At 58.0% G+C, this 24,709-nt stretch carries 21 protein-coding genes; 11 read left to right on the forward strand and 10 right to left on the reverse strand.

Features of this window, described 5'->3' with window-relative positions:
* Window positions 1-54 precede the first annotated feature (54 nt).
* A complete protein-coding gene (locus ACFHPP_RS26645; protein ID WP_437166275.1) occupies window positions 55-585 on the reverse strand; it encodes a hypothetical protein in 531 nt (176 codons plus the stop codon).
* Between the two features lie 129 nt (window positions 586-714).
* Between ACFHPP_RS26645 and ACFHPP_RS26650 the strand changes: the two genes are divergently transcribed.
* Window positions 715-1,068 (forward strand): hypothetical protein, encoded by a 354-nt coding sequence (locus tag ACFHPP_RS26650; RefSeq protein ID WP_437166276.1) that lies wholly within the window; start codon window positions 715-717, stop codon window positions 1,066-1,068.
* Here ACFHPP_RS26650 and ACFHPP_RS26655 read toward each other — a convergent pair.
* From ACFHPP_RS26655 to ACFHPP_RS26665, 3 genes are all read right to left on the reverse strand, one after another.
* Entirely contained in the window at window positions 1,058-1,978 is a 921-nt protein-coding gene (locus tag ACFHPP_RS26655) for a hypothetical protein (protein WP_437166277.1), read from the reverse strand. The two genes, ACFHPP_RS26650 and ACFHPP_RS26655, sit on opposite strands and share 11 nt — an antisense overlap.
* Complete coding sequence (locus tag ACFHPP_RS26660) at window positions 1,978-3,636, reverse strand: DNA methyltransferase (protein WP_437166278.1); 1,659 nt, start codon at window positions 3,634-3,636, stop codon at window positions 1,978-1,980. The genes ACFHPP_RS26655 and ACFHPP_RS26660 overlap by 1 nt, the downstream gene beginning before the upstream one ends.
* Before the next feature lie 427 nt (window positions 3,637-4,063).
* Entirely contained in the window at window positions 4,064-5,302 is a 1,239-nt protein-coding gene (locus ACFHPP_RS26665; RefSeq protein ID WP_437166279.1) for a hypothetical protein, read from the reverse strand.
* A 706-nt stretch (window positions 5,303-6,008) separates the two neighbouring features.
* On the opposite strand from ACFHPP_RS26665, the gene ACFHPP_RS26670 reads away from it, so the two are divergent.
* The 3 genes from ACFHPP_RS26670 (at window position 6,009) to ACFHPP_RS26680 (ending at window position 8,142) form a co-directional block, all read left to right on the forward strand.
* Entirely contained in the window at window positions 6,009-6,455 is a 447-nt protein-coding gene (locus tag ACFHPP_RS26670) for a hypothetical protein (RefSeq protein WP_437166280.1), read from the forward strand.
* Between the two features lie 318 nt (window positions 6,456-6,773).
* Entirely contained in the window at window positions 6,774-7,829 is a 1,056-nt protein-coding gene (locus ACFHPP_RS26675; RefSeq protein ID WP_437166281.1) for a hypothetical protein, read from the forward strand.
* Window positions 7,830-7,842: 13 nt separating this feature from the next.
* Entirely contained in the window at window positions 7,843-8,142 is a 300-nt protein-coding gene (locus ACFHPP_RS26680) for a hypothetical protein (RefSeq protein ID WP_437166282.1), read from the forward strand.
* A gap of 372 nt (window positions 8,143-8,514) precedes the next feature.
* On the opposite strand, the gene ACFHPP_RS26685 is transcribed toward ACFHPP_RS26680, so the two are convergent.
* Window positions 8,515-10,299, reverse strand: a complete 1,785-nt coding sequence (locus ACFHPP_RS26685) for an ATP-binding protein (protein WP_437166283.1) — start codon at window positions 10,297-10,299, stop codon at window positions 8,515-8,517.
* A gap of 781 nt (window positions 10,300-11,080) precedes the next feature.
* On the opposite strand from ACFHPP_RS26685, the gene ACFHPP_RS26690 reads away from it, so the two are divergent.
* The 3 genes from ACFHPP_RS26690 to ACFHPP_RS26700 all read left to right on the forward strand — a co-directional run bounded on the left by ACFHPP_RS26690 (window position 11,081) and on the right by ACFHPP_RS26700 (window position 14,085).
* On the forward strand, window positions 11,081-11,335 hold the full coding sequence (locus ACFHPP_RS26690; RefSeq protein WP_437166284.1) for a hypothetical protein: 255 nt from the start codon (window positions 11,081-11,083) through the stop codon (window positions 11,333-11,335).
* Window positions 11,311-11,691, forward strand: a complete 381-nt coding sequence (locus ACFHPP_RS26695; protein WP_437166285.1) for a hypothetical protein — start codon at window positions 11,311-11,313, stop codon at window positions 11,689-11,691. Before ACFHPP_RS26690 ends, ACFHPP_RS26695 begins: the two co-directional genes overlap by 25 nt.
* Window positions 11,692-12,285: 594 nt before the next feature.
* Complete coding sequence (locus ACFHPP_RS26700; protein WP_437166286.1) at window positions 12,286-14,085, forward strand: sensor histidine kinase; 1,800 nt, start codon at window positions 12,286-12,288, stop codon at window positions 14,083-14,085.
* A gap of 80 nt (window positions 14,086-14,165) precedes the next feature.
* On the opposite strand, the gene ACFHPP_RS26705 is transcribed toward ACFHPP_RS26700, so the two are convergent.
* Both ACFHPP_RS26705 and ACFHPP_RS26710 read right to left on the reverse strand, forming a co-directional pair.
* A complete protein-coding gene (locus tag ACFHPP_RS26705; protein WP_437166287.1) occupies window positions 14,166-15,314 on the reverse strand; it encodes a sensor histidine kinase in 1,149 nt (382 codons plus the stop codon).
* Between the two features lie 293 nt (window positions 15,315-15,607).
* Window positions 15,608-17,074, reverse strand: coding sequence for an MEDS domain-containing protein (locus ACFHPP_RS26710; protein ID WP_437166288.1), 1,467 nt, complete (start codon window positions 17,072-17,074; stop codon window positions 15,608-15,610).
* A 307-nt stretch (window positions 17,075-17,381) separates the two neighbouring features.
* On the opposite strand from ACFHPP_RS26710, the gene ACFHPP_RS26715 reads away from it, so the two are divergent.
* Window positions 17,382-17,618, forward strand: a complete 237-nt coding sequence (locus tag ACFHPP_RS26715; RefSeq protein ID WP_437166289.1) for a hypothetical protein — start codon at window positions 17,382-17,384, stop codon at window positions 17,616-17,618.
* A gap of 70 nt (window positions 17,619-17,688) precedes the next feature.
* On the opposite strand, the gene ACFHPP_RS26720 is transcribed toward ACFHPP_RS26715, so the two are convergent.
* On the reverse strand, window positions 17,689-18,129 hold the full coding sequence (locus ACFHPP_RS26720) for a response regulator (protein WP_437166290.1): 441 nt from the start codon (window positions 18,127-18,129) through the stop codon (window positions 17,689-17,691).
* A 395-nt stretch (window positions 18,130-18,524) separates the two neighbouring features.
* Between ACFHPP_RS26720 and ACFHPP_RS26725 the strand changes: the two genes are divergently transcribed.
* Window positions 18,525-19,517: an ATP-binding protein gene (locus ACFHPP_RS26725; protein ID WP_437166291.1), complete on the forward strand. Its 993-nt coding sequence runs from the start codon at window positions 18,525-18,527 to the stop codon at window positions 19,515-19,517.
* A gap of 772 nt (window positions 19,518-20,289) precedes the next feature.
* Here the strand turns inward: ACFHPP_RS26725 and ACFHPP_RS26730 are convergent.
* A complete protein-coding gene (locus ACFHPP_RS26730) occupies window positions 20,290-21,705 on the reverse strand; it encodes an HWE histidine kinase domain-containing protein (RefSeq protein ID WP_437166292.1) in 1,416 nt (471 codons plus the stop codon).
* A 29-nt stretch (window positions 21,706-21,734) separates the two neighbouring features.
* On the opposite strand from ACFHPP_RS26730, the gene ACFHPP_RS26735 reads away from it, so the two are divergent.
* A complete protein-coding gene (locus tag ACFHPP_RS26735; protein ID WP_437166293.1) occupies window positions 21,735-22,733 on the forward strand; it encodes a sensor histidine kinase in 999 nt (332 codons plus the stop codon).
* Window positions 22,734-22,926: 193 nt separating this feature from the next.
* On the opposite strand, the gene ACFHPP_RS26740 is transcribed toward ACFHPP_RS26735, so the two are convergent.
* Window positions 22,927-23,319, reverse strand: a complete 393-nt coding sequence (locus ACFHPP_RS26740) for an MFS transporter (protein ID WP_437166294.1) — start codon at window positions 23,317-23,319, stop codon at window positions 22,927-22,929.
* Window positions 23,320-23,621: 302 nt separating this feature from the next.
* On the opposite strand from ACFHPP_RS26740, the gene ACFHPP_RS26745 reads away from it, so the two are divergent.
* Window positions 23,622-24,686 carry a hypothetical protein gene (locus tag ACFHPP_RS26745; protein WP_437166295.1) on the forward strand — a complete coding sequence of 355 codons (1,065 nt, stop codon included), beginning with the start codon at window positions 23,622-23,624 and terminating at the stop codon, window positions 24,684-24,686.
* Window positions 24,687-24,709: the final 23 nt, after the last annotated feature.

Here is a 24,709-nt window from a genome sequence, read left to right on the forward strand (position 1 = left end):
CAACCTCATGGGTGAGGCTCTGCGTTATGCAATGCGTCGCAGACCAGACGCCCTCTAGCAGGACTGACAACTGCGATTACAGAAATCGAGTTGGACGCCGCTTGCTATGATCGCGGCCTGCACGCTGCCGACCACTACCAGGAATATAAATCCATACATCGAAATTGATGTACCGTGATTTTTTATGCGCTCTGTCTGTTCAAAAACGGCGAGATAAAACGCCGCAAGTAGCATACCGATTACAAACATGTAGAACCGTTCTGGTCCACCGCTGGCGCCACGATAAGGAAAGAAGGCGGCAAACTGCGCATTACACAGCAGCGCGGCGACGATGCCAGCCATCAAGTAGAATAGGCGGCTGTAAAGGAAACGCCGATACAACAGGCGCGAGATCAGATACGGAAATACGAAGCAGAGAGTTGTAGATGCAGCGATAGCGACCGCAAGCTGTAGCTTTGGGGTGAGTGTCACTGAAGCGCTTCCAGAGGGCGAAGGTATCAAATCGAAGATAAGGGTAAACACGCCCGTTACAGCACCAATGGTGGATAGAGGCGCATGCTGAAGCTCGACCTTTATTCGCTCCAATATAGTCACTTCATCCCCCGCATGATCTTGCAGCCCATGACATCAGCCGATAGGTGAGGCTAGGTCAGTAACTGCTACGGGGCCGTCTCTCAGGAGCGGCCCCCAAAGCGTCGATTAGACAATAGGTGGATGATTTCCACTATCCTACTACCGGAGAAGATTTCTCTCAGCAAAATCTATGCTGGCATCCACTACAGCCAGCGGTCCGAGCACAAGGCTGAACTCTATATCTCAGTCCTAGCGGCGGGCCTAAATCGCTACGTCGGCCCCTTCCCGGTTCACATCCACTACCACTTCGCGATGACTGGTAAGCCGCTGGATATCACCAACCACGCATACATGGTGAAGCTGCTAGAAGACGGCATGGTTCATGCCGGGGTTATCCCAGGTGACGAGCAGAAGTTTGTTGGATCGGTTACCATATCAGCTCGAAGGGGGATCAGGACATGGTGGCCGTCAGGATTCAGCCCGCTTAGGGCTTGAACGACTCCTTGACCGCTTCCTTGACCATCTCCAACGCCCCTGCATAGCTCAGTCCCCAGAGTGTACCCGGAACCTTGCCCGCCTTCTCCGCTATCCATGCCCTGGCACGCGCTCCAAGAGGCTCAGACGGGCTTTCAGGCTCTTCGGTGGCCACGATAGCCGCCAGCTCCGTCGCGTCGCTGTCAGGCACACCCCTGGATTTCAGAGCGTCAGCCAGGACCGTGACATCCCGCTGCCTCACGTTGACCGACACCGTAGCGGCAGCACCGGAGTTGGTTACGTTGGTGAGATTCCCTCCGTAGAGGATGTTGTTGATCACTTGCGTGGTCCTCGCCGCATCAACTGGATTGCCGGTAGGCTTCGAGCCGATCTCGATGTCCTTGGCCGCTGGAACCTCCTTCTCAAGCTTGAAGGTGAGGTCAAGCAGTTTATGCCGCACAGCACTCCGTACAGTAAGGTAGGCATTCGAATTGAGCACACCCGTCAGATGGGAACACGTGTGGCTCGTGATTATTTTCTTGTGCAAGAGCCTCCTGAGATCGCCTGCATTTACCACTGCATGGCCACCGCTTTTCTCCGTTGCGACCATATCATCGACGACTGCCATACTGTCACGTATCTTGTGTTTGTTCCAATGCGGCCCAGCGTGCTCCTCAATCTGCGATGGTGGTATTGCAACATCACGAATGACACTAAAGCCATTCATGTACGTTCCGGTGTAGGCGACCCCGGCAACTCGATACTCTGGTACTAGCGCGTCGGGTGGGTACCCTTCCGCCTCATACCGCACCCAGTCTTCTAGCACCTCGCTTCCAAGGCGGTTCGCCAAGAAGCGCATCTTAAGCAGGATCGGTCCTACAGGAGCTTCGTCGTCCAGTAGTGCGGCTTGGATGTCGCTCAGCAGGCCCATCAGATCAGCTTCGGCTGGACGGCTGTGGTTTCGCGGGTAGCTCGACGGAACGCGGCACCGGTGTCGATCAGAGGGATGGCAGGCTTCGTGCCGTTTAGCGCTTGCTCAACTGTGATGATTTGCAGCCGTGGATACTGCCGGTCACCTAGCGTGTAAAAGCCTGCTGAGGCCGCTTCACGTTCCATCGGGCGGGTCGGCGGCTCCAAGGTGAGGAAAACGCCTATTGGCGCCTTCTCCCGGTCAAGCACACCCTTCAAGTCACGAATCATCGGGACACTAACGCCACCACCTTTAACGCTCACTACAGCCCTCTCAGTCGTCTTTGCGTCTGAGCGGAAGTAGATGATCCCATCGATGCCGCCATCAGCTCCCTTCTTCTTGCCTCCATATGGCTGCGCCTCAACAAGGGAAACAGCCCACCACTGAAACTGGTATTTGTCGCGCAGGGCCAGGTCTCGTGCTCCTTCCAGGTCCGTTGGCGTTCCATGAACATCGAACGCGATGGCTGGAAATGCGTCTTTCAACCTGCGCTCGATCAGCGAAATTGCCAAATGAGTAACATCAATACCTATCCATGTCCGGCCAAGCTTCTGCGCAGCGTGGATCGTTGTGCCACATCCACAAAATGGGTCTAGTATAATGCCGTCAGGGTTGGATGAAGCCGCGATGATGCGCTCAAGTAGTGCCAAAGGCTTCTGCGTAGGGTAGCCAAGGCGTTCCCGGTCCGGCTTGTTGAGCGGATTAATGTCTAGAATGATATCCTGGATTACCGCACCCTCAGTTTCGGCTAGATATCTTTTTAGCTGGGGTACACCGTTTACAATTTTCGGCCAGTGTATCAATCCAGCGCTATCTAAAAGATCGAGCCTTTCCTGTGTGGTTAAGGCAGCAATGTTGATATCAGGAAATCGCTTGACCAGTAGTGGCGTAGGCACTGCCCAGTGCCTGCCTGCGAGCGTCGGGTCTGTGCCCCGCCATGGCTTGCCTGAATCGCCCTTTCTCGTACCCGCACCGGTCAGTGTTACCCGTCGATAAACCCCAGTAGCATCCGAGTGCTTGTACTCTTTCTCCACATAGGCGGGATCATAGTCCTGAAGCACTCTGTTCCAGACATGGCCTCGCCCTTTTGTATAGAACAGTATCACGTCATGGATTGGCCCCCATCTCTTCGCGCTACCATGCGCGCCTGTGCGTTTCCATATTATTTCGTTTTGAAAGGCAGTCGGGCCAAATATTGAATCGAGCAGTAGTTTCAAATAGTGACTTGCTGTCGGATCGCAGTGCAAGTAAAGGCTACCGCTTGGCTTCAGTACCCGATGCAGTTCAAGCAGGCGCACTGCCATCATAGCGACGTAAGCCATCATGTCGGTGTCGCCAAGAAAAGAACGCATGGCGCGAAGGAGATCGGCGGCTTCTGTATTACCGAATCGCATCACCTGTTCGAAGGCGCTCTCAGCTTCTACACCCCAGTGCCACGTGTCTTCGAACGCTTCAATTTGCGCTTGAGAACCCATACCAGCAGGAGACTTGAACAGGAGGTTGTATGTAGCCTGTGAGTTGAACGGTGGGTCCAGGTAAACAAGATCAACTGATGCTTCTTTGATAGCCTCTCTTAGAACCGCCAGATTGTCGCCGTAGTAGAGCGCGTTTCGGGTCATGACCCAGCTCCTCGCGTGAGCGAGTATACTAGAGCGTAGCGTGGGGGTTTTCCAGCCCCCCTCTTCGTGAGACGCCGCGCTATCTACAGTCCTTAGATTCGACTCCTCAGGTAGCAAGGTATATACTTTAGCTATGCAACCACTAATCATATGCAGTGAGCAGGTAACAGGCGCGAGCCGTGATATACTTTCACTGTTAGTGGTTGCACACAACCGGATACGATTTTAAAGCCACAGCTAGCACTGTTCGCAAACTGGCTACCCACTACTCTGATCACCGAGCGTGAAGGGAGTACGGCGATGGTGCGGGAGATACTTGTCGAGCTAGACCAGCTCGCAGAGGAAAACCCCACGCATGGCTCATTGCCCTTTCTGCGGGCATTTATCCATGGTGCCGCTACCAGCCAGGGGATCAACATCAGAACATCTACTTTAGCCAATCATGATCCTCATCCGGCCGTATAGCGCCCATCACCAGCGTTCCTTCTACCTGAAGCATCAACGCATGGGTATTATTGAGCAACACTGAATGTGCTACCTGGATTCTGATGATGTAAAGGCGCCTAAACGAGATTTGGGCGTCTTCTTTGTTTGGGAAGTTGCCAGCAAAGAGGGGCCAGTTACTACCGGGCTCCATAATCTGCCAGAGGTCGCTGAACTCGGCATAGTCCATTAGTGTGGCGCGGGGCTTGCGGCCAGCATTAACATCCTCGGCGTGCTTGTCCTTCCAGCGGTCGGATAGCGTTTTTGGGACGCCGCGCTTAACCCATTTACCTTCATGCGCTTTAGTAAGTACGCCTTCAATGAAGCGCCTCATGTGGTACTCAATGCGCTGTAGCCGGTCATGCGCCTTGTTGTTACGCTCAAAGCTTATCTCTAGGGCGTCTACCGGCTTGTTCAAATCTACATCTGTAAGCGGGCGGAAGCCCGCCAACTCCATGCCTTCCTCGAAGGCCGGTGTAGAGAAATCAGTTAACTCTGTTTGAATGCCATGCTGTGTGTAAAAGTCATTGCTGAAAACGGGATCAACAAATTTTTCGATTGAGGGCATTGTGACTCCGCGCCAGTCACCGAGTGCGTGACGGACCGCATCACTTACTACATCTTCGTAGGCCGGGCGCGAGAGTAGTGTCGCGCCGACGTTCTGCATCTCCGCGAAGCCTGCAATGGACCGAGTTGGATTGTCCTTGTTGATCCAGGGCTGGTTCATTTCTCCCATCTGCCGCAGCAGCCGGTTGCTTACGGCAAAGCTCGCTAGATCATCGGCTAGAAGAGGATTTGTCCTAAAGCTCGCCGCTAAATCTCTTAATTCATCACTATGAAGACCACGGTAGAGTTCGTTCGGCTTGAACTCGGCAAGGTGTCTGGCAGCGTCCGTGTACAACGGGTTACGGCGGAAGCCGTCAAACGCTCCAATAGCGCCGTGCAGGCGGTTCATCTCATTCGCGGACAGACCGGCTAAGTGCCCTGAACTGCCAATCGCCTTTGCCTGTTCTTGAAGTCTCAGGCTGGTAAGCCTGCTGAGCTTGGAAGGCTCTAGACCGAGGCTGGACACTCTCCCAATACGCTCCAAGCTTGCCGTCAGCTCACGCGCCGGATTCGTCAGCTTTGCTAAACGCTCCTGCTCCTCCATCATCTTACGAACCTGCTCAGACAGCGGCGGCATCGGGACCTTCTGCGTGCTGGGGAGCTGAGAGGATACCGCTGACGCGCCTGCCGCTTCAATCGCCCGATGAAATAAGCCTGCAAATGTTGCAGCTACTGCGATCCAGCCAGGAGCATCGTCATTCGTGGTCGAGCAGTCGTCGGCAAATCTACCGCCTAACGGCTCGAACGATTGTTCGACCTAATGCCGTCAGGCGCGGTCCTCGTATGAGGCCGCACATACGTGCCGTTCAACCTGTAGTAGCCCGAGACGGGTACTTGCCCGCCGTAGCTTGGAGACGAGGAGGCAGCAACAGGTGTGGTCCTAAGCCACTCTCTGAGCTGTTCACACGTCCAGCCTCGCTCTGCTGCTACATTGGCGCACGCTTGATAGTTGATGCCTTGCGGGTTTGGCGTCCCAAAGAGGATACCGCCCAGGCTCTGCTGAACAGTGGACTTCGACGGGTCACCACATCCACTCAGCACCAGTGCCGCCATTGCGAGACCTACCCAGGTACCTCTGTAAAGCCTCGCTATCATCGCTCGCTCGGTCATCTGGCTGACGCGACAACCATAGCGGCAAACGGCAACTCCGGAACTCAAATATTAGGCAGGTGCAACGGTGGTCGGCCTGTTCGGCGGTAGCGCTGCCGCTTCAGGGCTGTTGCCTCTTGTGATCAGGTCCAACCCCGCCGATAGTCCGTTGCGAGTTCAAAAGAGACCAACCAATGCCGCAGGCTGACTACTTCAGGGAACACCTGATGCTCACCCACCGCTTCCTGGAAGCGTACGTGATGATGCAGCGCGAGTTCGGAAAGCAGAACCTGAAGCACCTCTTCCTGTTCCAACCTCTCGACTTCGCTTGGTGGGCGCGTGAGTACTTTGGCGTCAGCACCCAGCTAAAGGCTCACCATGAGATGCTGCGTCTCGATGAGGGCTTTCTCTCCAAGAGCCCCCAGGTGCGGCAGATGCTGCCCGTGGTGCATGACTACCTCACCAAGCTCACCATCGCAGTCGATCTCAGGCAGGCGATGATGGCCAAGCTTGCCGGGAAGGCAAGCGGCAAGCGCTACGGCTTCTTTGAGAACCACCGCAACGGCCGCCGGTGTGACGAAGCCGATAGCGCCTACATCCAGGTGGGTCAGAAGCTCAGTCAGTTCATGCGGGAGCTGTAGCAGCCCGACCTGGGACGGGCCGAGCAGAAAGCAGTCCAGCGCCTTCACTGCACCGGCACAGCTGCGCTGGCTGCGGTGCAGAATGGGCGCCGCTGCACCCTGATCGAACTTAACTCGGACTATGCCGAAATGTGCCGCAGCAGGGTTCATTCAGGCGGGTAACAGGTATTCTTTAATGACCTCTGGCCCGCTCATTCGGATGCATCTACGGCGCCCCATGAACGTCCGCGAGATGTACGTTGCCTCTATCAGTGAGTTCGCCGCGAACCATCAGGTCGATTTCCTTGTCAGATTACGGAAACCGGGTAAGCCGGATGGATGATCGACGCGAGCAGTCCACCTATCCAGGAACGAGCGCCGCTTCTGCTCGCCTTTGGCCCCCACTCGTCACGCGTGGCGGCCCTCCTGCGCCTTCGTCCCTCACTGATGGCAAAGCTTTTTGTCGCGCCTCGTGAGGCTCTACATGCCACCGGCGCCTTCCTCCATCTCTCCCCGGATGCCGCACAACCGGATGCAGATGTTGCAGCGATAATCGACAACACAGACCCGCGCGTCCTCCTACGGTCGGCCATGCCGAATTGTCCTCCGCAACTCTACCGATCTTTGGATCGGGCAGGTAATCAAGTTCGTGGCCACACGTTTTACCAAAGGCTCAGCGCACTCGTAGCGAAGCCCGTCGCCTCTCCGCTGCTTGAAAGCGGTCCGCTCAGCGACGCCCGCATCGATTTCTATGAGGGGCTGCCGCGAATGGACCCGGCGCTTGCCAGCTGGATTAGCGCGCTACAGGAGGATCATTACGTCGCGGCGGGGGTAGACTCGTTGGTCTCACTTTTACGTTCACACAACGCCCTGCGCGATGAGGATGTGCAGGCGCCGCCACGAGCGGGGTTAGCGGCGCTCACGCGCCGCCTTTGTGCAGCCCTCGGCCGGATAGAAGCGCCAGTTCCCCCTTTCACCATCCCCGCGCCATTTCGGTTGGTCAGAAATGCGGCGGAACTACAAGTTATCGGGTTGAACTTTCAAAACTGCGTCGCGCTACCTCAATGGCACGCAACTAAATTCCATTTTGCCTTGATCAACGGCACATCGGTTTTTCTCAATTCTGATGAACCTCCTTTGCTGGCCGTTATGAACCGTATTTCACTCGGGGTCTGGCACCTCGAACAAGTTGCCGGTCCCAAAAATGCACCGCCGCCTAAAGGGATGAAGGCGCAGCTTATCGAAGATTTGACAAAAAAAGGACTAAAAATTGTCTCTATCGATCCGCAATCCGCGCTGGGACGCCTCGTGCAAAAGCCGCCGCGTAGCCTGCGGTTTGCAGGTGCCGAGGATGATGTGGGCGACGAAGACGGGCTTGATTGGATCGCTGCATGATGGACAGAGGCAAATGAAGCACAGCGAGTTCACCATCGGCGCCGCATTTGCAAGCGGGCATGGCCTCTGGCGCTGTACCGATGTCGGGACCCGAACCGTGGTGGCAATCCGTATTGACGCCGCTGAGGTGGTGGCAGTGATGGGAGGTCGTGAGACGGTGAGCGTTGTCGATCCGCGCCGTGATCCAAGCTGGCTAAACGGTCCTCCGTTTGCGCTCGCTGAAGTCGTGTTTGACGAATATGATTTTCCGGCGCTGTCGCCGGTTGCGGAGGAGGACGTGGCCGACTGGCAGCAAAAGCACCGCGACGGCTGACGAGGCGTGGGGACGGAAGTCACTGCCAATGAACGTCACCGGCAGCAGCATGAGAAGGCTGCGACGCATCAATGATCGAGGTGACGACCAGCCGATGCGATTAGGCACGCCTTCGCTGTCATGGTGGAGGCATGTGCCAGTTGAGGGCGAACCCATTGCAATCAGCGCACCAGATTGAATGGCTCCGGTTGTTTGAGCCTGCCTCGGCGCGCCTTCTCCCCCGTCTTCCATCGTGGCGGCTGTGGCTGCCTGACGCGCGGACGACGAATCACGCGAGCTGGCTTGCCGTCTACCAAGTCGGAGGTCGTCACGGATTCGGTCTGTGCGGCGGGGAGCAGTTCCGCCGCACTCGCAGCATCGATGCCGTGCAGCTTAATCCTCTGCGAGAACCACGCTGGTCATGCCGGTCACCTTGACCGCCATGTCCCTGAGGGAAAATGGCTTTGCGAGAACCTGCGCCCCGTGCGGAAGTTGCCCATTCTCTGTGAAGGCCCTCTTGGCATAGCCGGTGATGAAAAGAACTTTTAGCTCCGGTCGGAGGCAGCAGGCGATGTCAGCCATTTGGCGACCATCCATCCCTCCTGGTATGCCAATATCGCTGATCATTAAGTCAATTTTTTGGACAGATTCGATGAGACCAAGTGCTGCCGCTCCATCGGACGCCTCGATAGTTGAAAAGCCATTGAAATTTAGGAACTCCGTGATCTGCGTCCGAGCGGCTTCTTCGTCATCCACAACAAGAATTACTTTGCCGTCGCCGACTGATTGAAGTTCCACAGCCTCGGCTATGGCCAGTTTTTCCCTCGCCTGCCCGACTAAACGAGGCAGAAAAATTTGAACCTTAGTCCCCGCATTTATCTCTGACTGGATTTGAGCGAACCCGCCGGATTGCTTGGCAAAGCCATAAACCATGGAAAGACCTAATCCGGTCCCTTCGCCGACCTGCTTAGTAGTGAAGAACGGATCAAACGCGCGCATGGCCACCTCGTGCGACATGCCCTTCCCAGTATCAGTGACAGTGAGGGAGACGTAATCGCCCGCCTGCACACCTTGTGCCTGTGCGACCTGCTCACTGATCCCAACATTGGCAGACTGAACGGTGATTTTTCCACCGCATGGCAAAGCGTCGCGTGCATTGATGCAGAGATTTAGCAGCGCGTTCTCCATCTGGTTTTTATCACAGAGAAGTGGCCAGATATTCGGCGTCTGTACGACCACAAATTCAATTTCTGGTCCTACGGTGCGCTGGACCAAATCATGCATACTAGCAATAAGGGCATTGGCATCTGTCGGCTGCGAATCCAGAACTTGCTGTCGTGAGAAAGCAAGCAAACGGTGGGTTATAGTTGCGGCACTAGCGGCGGCGTTTAGTGCGTTGGCAATGTGTCGAGAAGCGTCAGCAGGAAATCCTCTGACCAGCGCGAGTTCCAGTAACCCGAGGCTGCCGGTGATCACTTGGAGCATGTTATTAAAGTCATGTGCTAGTCCGCCTGTTAGCTGCCCTACAGCCTCCATTTTCTGGCTCTGACGCAGGGCATCTTCGGCGCGATGACGCTCCTCGATCTCAGTGTTGAGTGCTGCCGTGCTCCGTTCGACCGACTTTTCCAGCGCGGCCTCTTGGGAAACCAGAAGGTCGTTTGCGTTGCTCAGTGCCCGGTTAGCTACTGCGCTCGCCAGAAGATCGCTCCGCCCGACCTTCGTCTCCGCGCGAGAGGTTTCCAGTGCGGCCATGCCAATTGCCGAGTTCTCCAAGATGACGTTCATCTCGGCCCGTGATGATGCCAGTGCGGCGGCGCTGGTTAGTAGGTTCCTGAGGCCGTCTTTGGTCTCGTTCTGCGACAATTCGAGTGCTGCCGCGCCTGCGAGAAACCGATTTTGGCTGTCTTTGGTCTCTTCCTGTGACGAAGCAAGTGCGGCGATGCTAATCAGTAGATTGTACTGCCCGATTTTTGTCTCTTCTTGGGCGGAAGCGAGTGCAGATGCGCTGGCTATCAACTCAGCCTGACCACTGCTTATCTGTGTTCGCAGCGATGCCACCGCCGTCTCTAGAACCCGTGAAGAGGCCGTTGCCGCGTCTACCGCCTCCCTCAGGGTTTGGTTATCGGTTTCCACTGACGCGAGCCGAATTCGCATCAACTTCGGGCTGAGCGCGTTCATTTGTACATCCTGGCCCGTCTTGGACCGCAGCAGGCTGTACTATCAGTAAAACCTATCAAATGATAGTGATGTTCGCGTTGCAAAGATTTCCTCTGCATCCTGTGTCTTGCCAATCATCGTCCATTTTCGTGGCTGTGGCTGCCTGATGCGGAGGTGGTGGAGCACCTGACCCGGCTGACCCACCTGCCACATCGGCCAGCGTCTTGCTCTCGATCCACCTCGGTGGCGCGGTTCCTCCGCACCATCAGTGCCAGCCACTTCGTGCGGACCGTCCAAGACTTCAGCGCGGTGGCGCCCCAGTACGGGCTCTCCGCCAGCAGTAGCGACACACTGCGGGTGGGTCTGACATGAGCGAACTCATGCTGCTGAGCAGGTTCCGTACCGACGAGGCTGGCCATCTTTGCAGCCGTAGGCGACAGCGCCGTCCTGCTCGTACTTTCGATGAAGCCCGTCAGCGTCTCCTGGGTCTTCCAGAATCCAGTGGTGCATGTGGCCAAGAACGGCTGCTCGTTGATGCGGACAATGCGGCGCTGCATTGCGAAGTGCTGCAATTGGATGGCGGTGGCGGGAGCGAAGGTGATGCCGGTCGTCCGGCAGCCTGCTGCTGGTCGGATGTGAGGTTCAAAAGGGCATATCCGTTGGGCGACAGCGAAGGAGCGCCGGACCCTCGTCGAGGTGCTCGGCCGCAACATTCCCTGGCAGCATTATTGCGGCAACTACGAGCGGTCGCCAGAACGACTGCCGGGATAAATAGAGGTAGACCAAGCCAGAGGAGGCGAAGATGAGAATACGCGAAATCTACGAGACCGTGAGAGGGAGAGGGCTGGTGCGATCGCAGCGCCAGTTCTCCCAAGAATATTTTGGAATGGCTGCCAACTATGCAGCCGATACCGGCTTCAGCCGATGCAGCGCCGCTGCGCTGTTGAACCTCTACCGCAAGCTCCACGAAATCGGGCTGGCTGATCTAAAGGCTATGGTGGGACAACACCTTCTTGACGTGGAGGCGGGTAATTGCGGCTCGGCAACGCGGGCATGAGGTATCGCGACATCGTCGATCCACAGCAGAGCGCAGACAGGATTGCAATGCGCCAGATGATGGATGCCGCACGCGCCTTCAACACGGCGCAAATCTGGCCGGAGATCAACAATGCAACCGTTGAGCAGGAGGCCGGTTTGCCGCACATCGTCGAGTGCGATGGCCTGACGGTGCATGACTGTGGTCAGGCGTTTGCCCAGCAGTTCCAGGGGCGGCGGCTTTGGTGCCGGAGAAACTGCCGGAGCGAGTTCACAGTGGCGCCAATCAGGGACGACTCCTTGAGCCGCGACACCGGACGCCGCTTTAGTTTTGCTGACAGAACTGAAGCGGCGCTGTTCCGCCGGACCTGGGGATAGCGGCTGTTGGCGCGGGTGGTAGCCCAGGCCCTCGGGCGCCACCGCACATTTTGAAGGCCGCGAAACTGCCGAGCGTGTTGCGCAGAAGGCAGGGTCATCGAGCATCTTGAAACCCTTCCGGTCTTGCCGGTCTTGCCGGTCTTTGAGACGAGCGGGCGCGTCAGGTGCCGACAGGATCATGCACTGCGTGACCGAATTCCCGCACTGGTCGAAAACGACATGACGCACCCATGGCGCCGTCCCCTTACCGGGTTCGAGAGGCCATGCGAACGACGCATGCGGGCCTTCGATCTATTCACTTCGGATCGGATGGCCAGCACGTCGGACGATCTGTTGCCGAACAACCTTCTCAGCATCACGCTGGTGTTGCGCCCTGCCTGTCCGCTGACGGAGCGATGAACTGAGACAAAGGTCATTATTCCGAGATCGATCCAGCAACCAAGAAACTGATTTCTAGTGTCGTACTTTACGGACAGCCCCGCGTTCCCTGCGTCAACGACACCGTAGGCAAGGTCGATATGAATCCAAATCGTCACCTACCCGCAACGCCATGCAAGGGTTCGGGCTTTGGCAGCGAACCCTGAAAATGCTGCTGTGGCACTTGAGGAGGCGCGCGAGGTAGTTCGCGATCTGGTCAGCCAGCGGGATGGTGCACTGGCGGAAGTTCAGGCCCTTCATACGTTGCTGAATGGGGAGCGCGCAACGGTCGCGCATCGCATCGCGCTCGCCGAGGAGGTTGCGGCGGCCTCAGCAAGTATTCAAGCGCACGAAACTGAGGCTGAGGCTTTGCAGATCGCCTTGGATGAGTTGCAGGTTACGGCTGAGGAGTTGGAGGCGTCCAACGCTGCGCTTGCCTCTGCCAACACGGGCCTCAAGGCAACGCTGGCCGAGCGGAAGCGGGTCGAGAACGCGCTTCGCGACAGCGAGTCTCGCTGGCGTGGCGTGTTCGAGCACATGCATGAAGGCTTCGCGCTCTGCGAGGTAGATGGGCCTGCTGGCGACGAAGGCAGCGACTTTCGGTATCTGGAAGTCAATGGTGCATGGGAGCGCCTGACAGGAGTTCCGGCGTCGGCAACCGTAGGCCGTACTGCACGCGAGATATTTCCTGGAATCGAAGACTTTTGGGGACATACATATCGCCGTGTGGTTGAGACTGGGGAGCCCGCGCATATCGAACATCATCTTGGCAACCGTTGGTATGAGGTGCTGGCCTACAGAACTGGTGCGGGGCGGTTCGCAGCGCTGTTCATGAACGTCACTGACAGGAGGGCGTCTGATGCGCGTCAGGACGCCCTGGTTGAGTTAGGCGACCAGTTACGTGACCTGCGGGACGCCTCGGAGATCGCGCCTGCGGCCGCTGATCTCATCGGACGCACGCTTGGCGTTTCGCGGGCTGGGTACGGGACGCTGGACGCCTCAGAGGAGACCATCCGGATCGACCGTGACTGGACCGATGGTTCGCTCCCAAGCCTAGCGGGTGTTCACCACCCGATGAGCGCTTACTGGCCGGGATATCTCGATGAACTCCGGAGTGGTGAGGCCGTCATCATCGAAGATGTGACCCTTGACCCACGGTCGGCGGAACGTGCCGCCGCCCACTCGGCTATTGGAGTGCAGGCCCAGATTTTAATTCCGGTTGTGCATGCCGGGCGCATCACGGCGCTACTGTACGTCCACAGCGCCTCGCCGCGTCGCTGGTCCACGGGTGAAACCGCTTTTGCTCGGGCGTCGATGGAGCGAGCTTGGGCGGCGGCAGAGCGGGCGCGTGCTGAGGAGAGGCGCGCGCTGCTTGTCAACGAACTCAACCATCGTGTGAAGAACACGCTGGCCGTCGTGCAGTCAATCGCTGCACAGACGGCCCGTAATGCCGTGGACGTACCTGCTTTTTCAAGCGCGTTTCAGAGTCGTCTAATTGCCTTGGCTCTCGCTCACGATCTGCTCACACGTGAGGATTGGACCGGTGCGCCACTCAACGCGGTTGTTCGTGCAGCCCTGACACCGCTTGCACTCGATGACGGGCGTGTAGACCTGTCAGGGTGCTCTGGACACATAGTACTGCCGCCTGCGGAAGCGCTGGCCCTAACGCTGGCGATGCACGAGCTAGCGACAAATGCGGTTAAGCACGGCGCGCTCTCGTCCGTTAACGGGCGTGTCTCGGTCACATGCCGGACTACCCATCACAGCGACGGCAATCCTGTTGTGGAGTGGGTGGAACGAGGCGGCCCACAAATCGACGTTTCACCATCGCGGAAAGGCTTTGGCCTTCGACTGTTGCAGCGCTCCCTTCAAGGAAAGGAAGGGCTGGCGGCGGACCTCCGGTTTGAGAGAGAGGGTCTCCGGTGCACCCTCCGGCTTGCGCCGAGGCCAGTCCCTCATTCAAAATCGAAGAATTGACAGGTCTATCCATTGTAGTCGCCGAAGCGGAGGCAAGGGCGGACGCATTACTATTCGGGGGCCTCCGGTTGGTCTGGCATCTAAAAATAGACAGTGAATTTGGCGCCGCCCCTCCTTGAATTTGCGCCATGGTCGAGCCGTCCGTGAAGTTGATCCACCAAAGTTGCGATCAATCGCATGCCGAGCCCGGTAGCCGCATCTAGATTGTAGTCGTTTGGCAGGCCAGCGCCCTCATCTGAAACTGACAGCGCGTACTCGCCGTCAGCAGCTTGCTCAAGAGAGACCCTGATGTTTCCTCCTCCATATTTTATCGCATTAACTACCAGTTCAGCAACGATTAGACCTAAGGGTACCATCTTGGCGCTTGGGAATGAGGCAGAAACTACATTGACCTCTATGGCAGTGTGATCGGGCCGAAGCGTGCTCGAAAGGTCTGTGCAAAGGCGCCTGAGGTACGTGCCACAATCCATGGTGCCGTCATCATCACCAACATAAAGATGCTGGTGCACCCTGGCGACCGCAGAAATGCGGGTGGCCGCAAACGCCAATTGTTGTGCTGCCTCAGTACCATCGAGCGATTGGCTGTGCAGCCGTAGCAGGCTGGAAGTGATTTGCAGGCTGTTCATGACCCGATGATCAGCCTCCTTAGCCATCATTGCCGCCCGCCGCAGTGCAGCATCTTTCTCAGCAGACGCGACGGACAGGCTTCTGACAGCGAGGCGGGCCGACAAGCGAACTTCCATCTGATCCATGACGACGGTGGCGAGATGTTTTAGGTGAGCAATTTGCTTTTCGATGACAGGGCGTGGCTCGCGGTCGATGACACAGAGAGTGCCAAGGTTGAAGCCGTCCTGCGTCCGCAACGGGATGCCCACGTAAAAGCGCAAACCAAATTCACCGGCAACGAGAGGGTTGGCGAGAGCCCGAATGTCAGCGCGCGCGTCAGCTACCACCCAAGGTTCGTCTTGCAGGATGGCGGAGGCGCACAGGCCAAGGTCGCGCCCGATCTGCTCCACCCTTAATCCATGGTGTGATTTAAACCAGATGCGATCGTGATCCACGAGGCTGACGATCGAGATTGGTACGGAAAATAGGTCAGCGGCAAGCGCGGTGATGCGGTCGAACGCTCCGTCCGGCGGGGTGTCTAGGATGTCGTATTGACGCAGCGCTGTAAGGCGCTCGGCTTCCGCGTCAGTGACGGCGGACCGTCCTCGTATTATTGAATCCATGATCCCTCCCAGCACCTATAAGCCGCCTACTGAATAAGACAAATGAAGCTAACCTCCTTAGAGTAGTCGCCGATGCGGCTGCTCGAATACATAGCAGTTGACTATGCGAACGGACGCGAAAACACGGAACTCTATAAGGTCATGAGAGGCAAATGGCTGGTGCGATGGCAGCGTCAGTTCTCAATCTTGGGGACGGCTGCCAACTATGCAGCCGACCCTGGTGTCATTCGATGCAGCGCCACTGCACTGTTGAGCCTTCACCGCAGGCTCCGCATAGTCGGGCTTCGTGATGTTCAGGCCATAAATCCAACGTTCAGAACATGACCCGTCGGATCAGCAACCGATTTAACCCCGAGTTCTGGGTTCTGAGGATGCCGATGATCCTCTACTGCTTGCTGTTCATCGGCAGTTATCGGCTCAAGGTCTGCTTCGCACTCGGCAGTTGCGTTGCTGTGAAACGCTGACTTGGCGCACCCGACCGGTCCCACATAGGTGAGACGCCACATCGTGCCGACAGCGCCGTCTCGCTGCACCGAAAGACGACCTCCGACTTGGCGTGCAAGGGCCTCCGCCAATGAAAGCCCTGCGCCCTTGCGATGCGGGAGCCGTGGCTCGATGATACCGATGCCGTCGTCGCTTACGATGACCTCGCCGTCTTCCGTCGGAGTAGGAGCGCGGAAGCTGAGCCGCACCAAGCCGTGTCGATCGCCGGGGAACGCATGCTTGAAGGCGTTTGAGATTGCTTCGGCGGCAGCGAGGCCGAGAGGCACGGCAGTGTTTAGATCGACGCATCCCTGCATGGGTGCAACTTCGATCTTTACCCGCCCAGCAATGCCAAAGCTTGCGGCTGTCGCCGCTGCTAGCGACCGTAGGTAGGCGGTGAAGTCGATCGCGCTAGTGTCGTCGCCGCTGTAGAGGGCTTCATGCACGAGGCTCATCGCCTTAATGCGCCGCAGCGTCTCGGCGAATGCCTCCCGCCCAACGGGATCGTCGAACTGTTTAGCTCGCAATTGCAGTAGCGCGGCGACAACTTGGAGGTTGTTCTTGACCCGGTGGTGCACCTCTTTGAGCAGCACATCCTTGTCGGCGAGCGCGCGCCGAAGATCGGCAGTGCGATCTGCAACGCGCACCTCCAATGCCTCATTGGCCTGTCGGAGCGCTTCCTTGGCCCGCTTGACTGATGCGCTCTCGACCATTGTCCAGGCACCGCGACGACGCGACAAAGCGAACTCGTGGTTTTGCACCACGTCCATCGCCCCGCCAGCATCGCATTTCAACGTGCAATAGCTGCACAGCGCAATGACGCGCTGGTCGCAGAAGCAAGCGTTAACCTTCTCCTCGTATTCAGCAAAGTCGTCCCAGTCCTGTGCCTCAAGGAAGTAGGTGTTGCCGGTGAGCCGGAACCCCCTGTAGCCCTGATCCAGCGCTTCATTCTTGCGCCGCATCCAGCCATCAATCACTGCGTCTGCGCCAGCCTTTCCATCCTGAGTGAGGTACCACTGGTCGTGATCCACGATCTCGATCTGGCCGCGAGACAGCCGCCCATCAAGATCGGGCACAGCGCTGCGAAGGGCATTGGTGGCTTCATGAGCACGCAGTGGTCGGGCCGTCACCCACATGCAGCGCTCATTGTTGTCTAGCCCGGCTTTGAAGTAGGGCACCAGCGTATCGATCAGGTCGTCGGCTGTCTCATAAAATTGACAGAAGTGCGCGCCCCACCGGACGGCTCCGACAGCTTCGATGCCACTATCGACGTACATCGCGATCCCCGAGCATTTGCGGATGGTTTATCAAAAGCAGAAGTATCACATCCTAGATCAAGCGACATACTTTGAAGTTGATCTTCCGCACAACGAACGTTGTAGGTTCGGGACGAGATCAGTCTTTGGGAGTTGCTTGAGCGGATCGGCGAGCCCACTACGCGCTCGATGCCAATTAACGCATTGTCTACGTCAGCCGCAGCGCGCTCGCCATCTGGGGAAGGCAGGCGGAGGCCGTGGTCGGCCGCCACGTACTCGACGCTCTGCCCGAGGCTGCCGACAGTGACCCTTCGCCGCATTGGAGCAAGTGATTGGCACACGCCGCGCTGTTCGCTTTCGGGCAATCTCTGGCGTCACCGGCCGCTGGGTCGAGACGGACATCTACGCCGCGCTCACGGGCGGCCTTACGGCGGCCTATCGCGACATCCACAAGAAGAAGCTGGTCGAGGAGAGGCGTCGGCTTGTTGTCGCAAAACTAACCCACCGCATCAAAGACACCTTCACCCTTGTGCTGGCCGTCGCCGAGCAGACGCGCCGAGATTAGTTCATCGCGAAGCCATTACCCTGGACCACGCCCTACCTTCGCCGGGGGCGGCAGCGGTGATGCCTGTCCGTCAGTGCCATTGCTCCTTGCTTTGCTGGTACTCCGTGTCGCTGCCGCTGGACTGTGTCGCGGTCACGCTTGCAGCCGCCTCGGAGGCACGGCGTACCGCCGCAATAATGTCGCTGCTGGTGGCAGGCTTGTGCAACAAGGTGAGCGGCCCATGGCCACCGCAGTCCCGGCGCAACTGCTCTAAACCCCCAGGAGGCGACGAGCCCGTCAGCACCACGACCGGAAGCAGCGGCCGACTGATGCTCAGCGCGCGGATCAGGTCCTCGCCGCTCAGGTTGGGCATGTTCAGATCAGTGAGGAGCACGTCGAGCGCCTGACCCAGGCGCTGGATTGCTTTCATGGCTTCCATCCCGTCATGGGCCAGATGCACATCGTAACCATCCCCCTCCAACATGTCGCTCAGGGTCAGGGCGATGAGCACTTCATCTTCAACGACCAGCACGCAAGGAGACACAGTTTGACCCCGTGTAAGTGCTAATTCACTCATATTTGCTAGAGTGACATATTTGGAGTATAGATCACAACTGGCAAAAGTGCGCTGCATTTGGCTGCCACGCGGATGTGAGAACTGAAACTGTCTGGAACGAAGGTGGCGCCTACTTTTTGCTGACCAGATGGTCCTTCTGGCTAAATCTGCCGGTGCTTGGTGGATCAGGTGGCGTGCCCGAACTAGAGCGGCGCCAGGGCAAACGCGGGCACGCAGGCCACTCATCCTCAAGGGTTTGCACCAAGCTCCAAGATAGGTTGAAGGCAATGCTCACCAGCCGATTCTATGAGCCTGTACAGTGCCTACGGGCTCAGCCAACGCCCCTGCGGTGGGCGGGGGGCGCCATCCTCGTGCTGATCGCCTTTTTGCTGAGTTACTCGATCGTCGGCCACACGCCAGCTATGCGCTTCATGCCCTTCTTCCCACCAATCATCCTCGCATCCGTCCTCCTGGGTCGAGGCAGCGGCCTTAACGCAGTCGCGATCAGCACCATCTTTTCGTTCCACTTCTTCATCGAGCCGCAGTTCAAGTTTGCCCTTCCGACCTCAGCCGACACCATCGGCACTGGACTGTTCGTGCTCACCGGCATCTTCATCGCCTTGGTGACCGAGGCGCTGCAAAGGACTCATGTTCGTGCCGAACGGGCGCGGCGTAAGGACCGGGCCGCGCTTGCCCGCGCCGAGGCGGCTCGGCGCAACCTCGATTTGCTGCTGGTCGAGTACGGGCACCGGACCAAGAATGACCTGCACAGGATTACGGCGAGCCTGATGATGCAGGCGGCCGGTGCCGTGCCGGAGGTCGGGGTGGCTCTACGGGCGGCGGCGCAGCGGGTGCGTGTCGTGGCGCATGTTCATGATCGTCTGGCGCGTCACGATGGTGATGTGCTGGTGGATGCGGGCGAGTTTCTGGAAGACCTTGTATCTGACCTACGTGCCAGTACCGCCTTCCTGCGGCCCATCGGCCTGTTCGTGAGGGCCGAACCGCATATGCTATCGGTCAATCGCGCGGGCGCGGTGGGGTTGATCGTCAACGAACTCGTCACCGACGCGCTCAAGCACGCGTTTCCTAACGACCGCGAGGGTGCGGTCCATGTCACCTTCCGTTCCAACGGACAGGATTACCTCCTCGTGGTGGCCGACGATGGAGTGGGCCTGCCCGTGCAGCCGATCGATGAGCGTCGAACGGGGACGCAGCGGAATGGCGGAATGGGACGGCGGTTGGTGCGTGCTCTCGCCGCACAACTGGGTGGCCGCATCGAGACCTCGCAGGCGGAGCCCTCCGGCTCGGTCTACACAACGCGGTTCCCAGTAGACGCACCGGGCGATCATGACGCAACGATTTGAGCGGGCTGGGCTGGGACCCTGTCTTTCCAGTCGGCCTGCGAGGCTGTAATGCCTTTCGTAGGTTAATCCCGCGCTGCGAATATTAAAGCCCGGAATATATGCCCCTCCACCACAGCAACATCGCGCTTGCGAATGGTGGCGAAACAGGAGGATGCGCCTCACAAAGCGGGTCATCGCCCCCCACTGAACCGCGCTGACAACATCGCTTTCGACAGTCTCCGTAGAATGTGCAGACCGTCTCGCCCAGACGCTCCTTCTGGGGCACACGTTCCTTTCACGCAAACGAGAAAGGCATTCGCTGATCTTGGGCAATTTACCTTGATTATACTGGAACCTGTTATGCCGACCCCCTCTCGTCCTCAATACTTGGATCGCTATGCATAGAGCGGAGCGGCAGTTCGATCGTGCAAATGAGACCGCTTTCCCTCCAATCAAGGTGAACAGTACCTTTAAGCTGATACTTCAAAGTTCCATTCAGGACGCGCGACCCGAATCCATGACTGGTTGGGGCTTGTTTGAGTAAAGGACCACCCTTTTCTGTCCAAGTTATCCGAAGCACGTCCCCGGCCTCACCCACCATTTCCCAAAAAATTGTCACTCGGCCCATCGGGATCGATAACGCTCCATACTTGAGCGCATTGGTCGCAAGTTCATGAACTGCTATTGCGAGTGGCTGTGCTGCCTCTGGTGGCAGCGCAATAACCGGCCCTTGCAAATCGACCCAAGGACCGGAGCCGCCCTCATTGAGAAAGGACGCGAGGCCGCCGCCGAGCTAGGTGCGCAGGTCAGCGCTTGACCAGCGGTCGGCTGCCAATATTGCCTGTGCTCTCGCAAGGGCTGAGACACGACCTTCGATAGCTCGAATAAACGTCGGCATGTCGTCGGCTTTGGTTAGCCGAAGGGCAGCCTGAACGACCGCAAGGATGTTCTTGGCGCGATGATCTAGCTCGCGTGTCAAAAATCGCTGCCGCTCCGCCGCGCGCTTTTCCTCGTCCACATCCAGCAGCACCAGCAGGGCCGCCGCTATACCGCCCTTATCATCGTGCACCGGAATTCCGCTAACACGTAGCCAGCGCTCGCCATCCGAACTGCTCCAATGCCGGAAGTCGATATTGAGCGTGACTTCACCCCGCAGTGCCCGTGCCCCAGGATAATCCTGCGGCTCCACGCGTTCCCCGTTGGGATGAAGCGCGATCCAGTCCTTCCCCATGCTGTAATCCATAGATGGAATGATGCTGAGCGGCAGCAGGCGGCGGAACTCTGGGTTTGCGACAAGGACCTGACCCGAAGGGGCAATGAGTCCAGCACCCATCGGTAAATGCTCGACCACAGTTCCCGTCTGTTGCGCGTGATGTAACGCCGTCTGGGCGCGCTCGCGCTCTGCTGCTTCGGCATGAAGCTTTCGGTTAGCTTCAACTAAATCGTGCGTCCGTTTTGATAACTCGCCGGTGCGCTCCGCGACACGACGTTCCAGTACCTCGTTAGCATTCTGGATTTCGCTGAGAAAACGCAAGCGATCTACGGCGGCTGCCAGCAGATTGGCATAGCTACGCAAAAATAGAATGTCACTTTCGGTAAACTGCCGAGGCTCTCGGCTGTCCACCTGAAGAATGCCAAATGGTGGCCTGCCTTCGCCGCCGATAATAGGCACATTAGCAATCGCTTTGACGCCATTATCCATTAAGAATGGCGCGTATTCAAACCGGGTCTCTTCTTCAATGTTTGGGGAGATCGTCATCTCTCCCGTTTTGAGAGCGTGTCCTTCGGAGGACGCGTCCGTCAGCGCGAGCCGGATATGCCCGACCACACCGGGCTTCCAACCCACTCCGGCGCGAACGAATAGCGTCTCACCATCTTCCTGAAGTTGGACCACCTTTGCCAAATCGGTGCTCAGCGCCTCGCCTACCAGACGACACGCTTCGTTTAATATTTCATCTAAATTGTGGGACTTAAGCGCAAGTTCACCGAACCTAGCCAGTACCACCTGTTGTCGAAACAGTTCCTTGTAACTATCAGGTTTGTCGCCTGTCCGGCTTCCCACATTGCCTCCTCGACCACTCGGCCATGCCGCAGGTTGATAGACTTCAAGCTCATCTGAAGGCTCTACATAATTAGGTCGCTCACTCAGCGCTTGAATGCGATGGCTTCGACATACACCCAAGGCAAAACGGTGGCGGCGCCAAATCAACGCACGCACACGAAAGGCAGGTTAACACCATGGCGATCCAGCCCTCAAGCTCTTTAGTGTGGGATACGGAACGACTTCGATTTGCCATTGACGCCTCTGGGGTAGGCTTCTGGTCGTGGAATGTTGACAGTGACGAAATCACCATGGACGGGCATGCGTTCAACATATGGGGGGTGCCAAGCGTGGGGCTGGTCACCTTCGAGGACTTGTCCGCGCACATCCATCCGGCAGACCGCGATAGGGTGAGGGCAGCCTTCGCCGCGACCCGCGCTATCGTTGGCTCCTACGAAACGGATTTTCGCATTATGCTCGGAGAAGAGGTCCGGTGGATTTCCGCACGGGGTCGCGGCAACGATGTGGGCCTGATTGGCCGAGTTGTGTTCGGCATCTTCCTTGATGTGACCCAACGCAAGCAGGCCGAGGAAGCACGTGAACTGCTCGCGGGCGAGATGAGCCACCGGGTCAAGAATTTGCTGAACATCGCCTCGGCCCTCGCCAGAACCACATCCCCTTCGGCGACGACGACCACGGAGGTGATCCGCGATCTGACGCACCGACTGGCCGCGCTAGGACGCGCCCACGACCTCGTTCGCCCCGATCTTGGCCAGCAGAACAAGGCGCTTCTTGGAGACCTGCTCACTGTACTGCTCGCACCTTATGAAGACACCGGCGCCTTCCATCCACGCATCCGCGTCTCGGTGCCAAAACTCGCCATCGACGAAACGGCGGCCATGACGCTGGCGCTGGTCATCCACGAGCTTGCAACCAATTCGCTAAAGTACGGTTCGATCTCGGTGCCAAGCGGCACGCTCGACCTTTCCTGCACCACGCTCGCCAATGAGGTGACCATAGTCTGGACGGAACGGGGCGGCCCTTTGGTCGTAGCCCCTACGCCGCCCCTGGGGTTCGGCAGCAAGATGGTCGTGCGAAGCATGAACCATCGTCTCGGCGGTTCGGTCGCTTTCGATTGGTCGGAGGAGGGCGTTATTGTCACGCTACGAATGAAGAAGGACCGCCTCACGGCGTGAGAGCCCGTCCACAAAGGTCCTCGACCAAATGAGTTCGGTGTGATGCACCAATCTGCTGGCTTTTCGTGGGCAGACAGGTAGCGCGGATGACCGAGCAGCGAACTACGGCACATTGGCCCCACACACTTGGCATGCTGCTCGCAGTCATCGTGCTTTCCGCCTGAATGGGGCTCCCTTGCAATCACCGTCCGACCTAACCCAGCGCGCGCCCTTGAAGGAAACGAAAGGCGCCGAACAGCGGAATGATGATCAGGACCATCATGCCGCCAAGGGCGAGTGACGCTGCCGGGCTCCCAGACAGGTCTAGCAACCAGCCAGCAACCGGCGGCAGAGAGAAGTGCCCCACGTAGAGCGTGGTGTAGAACAGGCCCATGCCAGTCGCCCGGTTCTCCGGGCGCAGCACCTCGGAGGGAAGCGCCATGACCACCCCGACCGGGAGCCCCATCATGAGACCGACCACGATGAGCACAGGCATCGGCGGAACCAGGGGAAGGATGAGCAGCCCCGTTCCCCAGACGAGTACGCCGGAAAGCATCAAAAGGGTTCGCCCCCCAAACCGCTGCGCGATGAGGCCGCCCGCCTGCACCGATGCACCGAGCGGCGCTAGTTGAACATCGAAAATCCTGCCATTAGTAGGTCATCTCGGTCTGTGTTTCTCGACCGTCCCGTCCATTGGCTATAGCCCTTTGTAAACGCCCTCGCCTCGCCGTCCTTCATTCTCTTTGCCGGTTTAACGGAGGTGCGCGTTCAGGGCTGAGCGGTGAGGTCGGCCACGCCGCCACGAGCCGATTAATCGGTTGACACAGGTAAAGCCAGTCGCATACACACTCCGCCCCTCACCACAATGCCATTCGCCACCGGCGGTGTGGTCTCCTTGGGAGGGCGAGCGTGACTCACCAGATCGGTACATACTCTTACTACCTCGAATCTATGGAGTTGCCGCTGCAAAATGCGGTTGTGGAACTGGCATATCCGGCGTATTGCGCCGCCGTCGCCGCTCATGCTCCCGGCTTTTACGCTGTTCCGATCGTTATACCGACCCAAGACCCTGAAAGCGCCGTCGTCGAATTACTGTCGTCCTTCAACGACACGGCTGAAAGCGACGCGCTCGGCGTGTCCTTCGCTGCTGGTTACGACCAGACCTTCGTCCTGATGCACAGCGATAGGTGTCGCGACGACCTGCTCAACGGCGCACAGACGGCCATGACACTGTGGCGACTAGCAGAAATGGCAGGCAGTGACCCCGGACTGTTCGGCCCGCTGATCGCTTGGGAACCGCTTTTACCAGCGCTTTGCGATGGCGTATTGCCCGAACCGTATCGCCGCGCTGGTCTCAGCCTCAGGCGGCGTCCCGCACTCCACACAATTGACCTACTGCGAATGTCGGCCGCATCGTTCCTTCACTCAAATTGTTTTTCGTTTGTATGTCTCTTTGATCAGGCTGATGATTTGCGGCATGATCTGGAAGCGGCGGGCGCCTCGTGTGTGCGGAACGCGGAATGGATGCTGGATCGGACGAAGCCGTATTTCTCCTTTCATGACAGCCACGACACGCCTGACCGATTGAGGGTGGTCGTGACCTTACTCGATACTGCGTGGGACGCATTCCTCGATATGGCGGAAGATAAGTACAGCCCCCCATCTCCTGATTCAAGGGGCCTGCCAATCGCATTGCAGGTCCCAGGCCCCCCTGGGATTCCGGTTGTCCGTCTTCGCATCTCCATCGCCCAAAGCGGGCGTGCAGAAGAAATTCTCAGGCGGTGCGGCGGCCGCAAGAGCCGCCTGGATGGGGTTTTTAGTGTTCTCGGAAGTTTTGGTCTTCGTTTCGGGACGCACAAGGGAAAGGGCGAGAACTATCTTTTGATCGCGGCGGGGTCTTTGCAGGGTTTGGAGGGCGCGATCGAGGCGCTTGCCGAGGTTGATTTCACCCGGCTTCCGGTCCTCCGGGCCTAAAGGGAAAGAGTCGTTCAGGTACC

This window comes from Falsiroseomonas sp. E2-1-a20, assembly GCF_051433195.1.
In the GTDB taxonomy this organism is placed as follows: domain Bacteria; phylum Pseudomonadota; class Alphaproteobacteria; order Acetobacterales; family Acetobacteraceae; genus Falsiroseomonas.

Excerpts from the sequence above, each read along its gene's own strand:
- ACFHPP_RS26665 (WP_437166279.1), bottom strand. The coding sequence starts at position 5,302 with ATGCCGCCGCTGTCTGAGCAGGTTCGTAAGATGATGGAGGAGCAGGAG.
- ACFHPP_RS26650 (WP_437166276.1), top strand. The coding sequence starts at position 715 with ATGATTTCCACTATCCTACTACCGGAGAAGATTTCTCTCAGCAAAATC.
- ACFHPP_RS26705 (WP_437166287.1), bottom strand. The coding sequence starts at position 15,314 with ATGGATTCAATAATACGAGGACGGTCCGCCGTCACTGACGCGGAAGCC.
- ACFHPP_RS26685 (WP_437166283.1), bottom strand. The coding sequence starts at position 10,299 with ATGAACGCGCTCAGCCCGAAGTTGATGCGAATTCGGCTCGCGTCAGTG.
- ACFHPP_RS26735 (WP_437166293.1), top strand. The coding sequence starts at position 21,735 with ATGGCGATCCAGCCCTCAAGCTCTTTAGTGTGGGATACGGAACGACTT.
- ACFHPP_RS26655 (WP_437166277.1), bottom strand. The coding sequence starts at position 1,978 with ATGGGCCTGCTGAGCGACATCCAAGCCGCACTACTGGACGACGAAGCT.
- ACFHPP_RS26660 (WP_437166278.1), bottom strand. The coding sequence starts at position 3,636 with ATGACCCGAAACGCGCTCTACTACGGCGACAATCTGGCGGTTCTAAGA.
- ACFHPP_RS26680 (WP_437166282.1), top strand. The coding sequence starts at position 7,843 with ATGAAGCACAGCGAGTTCACCATCGGCGCCGCATTTGCAAGCGGGCAT.
- ACFHPP_RS26670 (WP_437166280.1), top strand. The coding sequence starts at position 6,009 with ATGCCGCAGGCTGACTACTTCAGGGAACACCTGATGCTCACCCACCGC.
- ACFHPP_RS26690 (WP_437166284.1), top strand. The coding sequence starts at position 11,081 with ATGAGAATACGCGAAATCTACGAGACCGTGAGAGGGAGAGGGCTGGTG.
- ACFHPP_RS26675 (WP_437166281.1), top strand. The coding sequence starts at position 6,774 with ATGATCGACGCGAGCAGTCCACCTATCCAGGAACGAGCGCCGCTTCTG.
- ACFHPP_RS26710 (WP_437166288.1), bottom strand. The coding sequence starts at position 17,074 with ATGTACGTCGATAGTGGCATCGAAGCTGTCGGAGCCGTCCGGTGGGGC.